We start from the raw sequence: 870 nt of genomic DNA, 5'->3' as shown, positions 1-870 counted from the left end.
TCGGGGTGCCCTGGTCTTCGGGGAAGGGGATGGAGACCCGTGCCAGCGTGCCGCCGTCGCAGGAGGAGATGATCTGGCCGGACATGTAGGCGGCGTCGTCGGACACCATGAACAGCGCGGTCCTGGCGTGGTCGAGCAGCGACGGCGGCCGGTCCAGCTTGAGCGGGATCGGGGTGACGCCCTTGTCCCACGGGCCGGCGACCTCCTCGTAGGACTTCCCGACGACCGGTGCGCCGGGCTCCATGAGGAAGTTGGGCGACATGCCGTGGGTGGGCGCGATGGCGTTGACGCGGATGCCCCACCTGCCCAGGTCCAGGGAGAGCCCGCGGACCATGCCGTTCACCCCGGCCTTGGTCGCCGAATACGGGGAGATGCTGTGGTAGGCGGCCATCGACGCCGCCGACGAGGTCACCAGGATGACGCCGCCGCCGTTCTCGCGCATCGGCCCGACCGAATGCTTGGCGCACAGGAAGGGGCCGGTGAGGTTCACGCCGACGACCTTGTTCCAGTCCTCCAGCGGGAAGTCCTCGAAGGCCAGCTCCTCCCCGCCCGCCACGCTGGGAACACCGCCGCGCGAGACGACGCCGGCGTTGGCCCACATGATGTCGAGCTTGCCGAACTCCTCCAGCGCCGTGCGGACCGTCCGCTCGACGTCCGCCTCGACCGCGGTGTCCGCCGTCACCGCCACCGCCGTCCCGCCCCGCTCGCAGACCAGCTTGACGGTCGCCTCCGCCCGGTCGCCCAGCACGTCCATCACGACGACCTCGGCGCCTTCCGCGGCGAACAGCCGGGCCGCCTCACGTCCCAGCCCCGAACCCGCACCGGTGATGATCGCGACCTTGTTCTCGAGTCTCGCCATGCCACGTCCTC

The 870-nt window shown here is 70.8% G+C and carries 1 protein-coding gene; it reads right to left on the bottom strand.

Annotation, left to right across the window (positions count from 1 at the left end; all coding sequences use genetic code 11):
- The coding region (locus tag F8568_RS46450; protein ID WP_151600554.1) for an SDR family NAD(P)-dependent oxidoreductase at positions 1-859 on the bottom strand (859 nt) is incomplete at its 3' end.
- Positions 860-870 lie beyond the last annotated feature (11 nt).

The organism is Actinomadura physcomitrii, from assembly GCF_008923205.2.
Classification (GTDB): Bacteria; Actinomycetota; Actinomycetes; order Streptosporangiales; family Streptosporangiaceae; genus Spirillospora; species Spirillospora physcomitrii.
The sequence above is the reverse complement of the archived record's forward strand: the minus strand, read 5'-3'. Positions and strand labels throughout refer to the sequence as shown.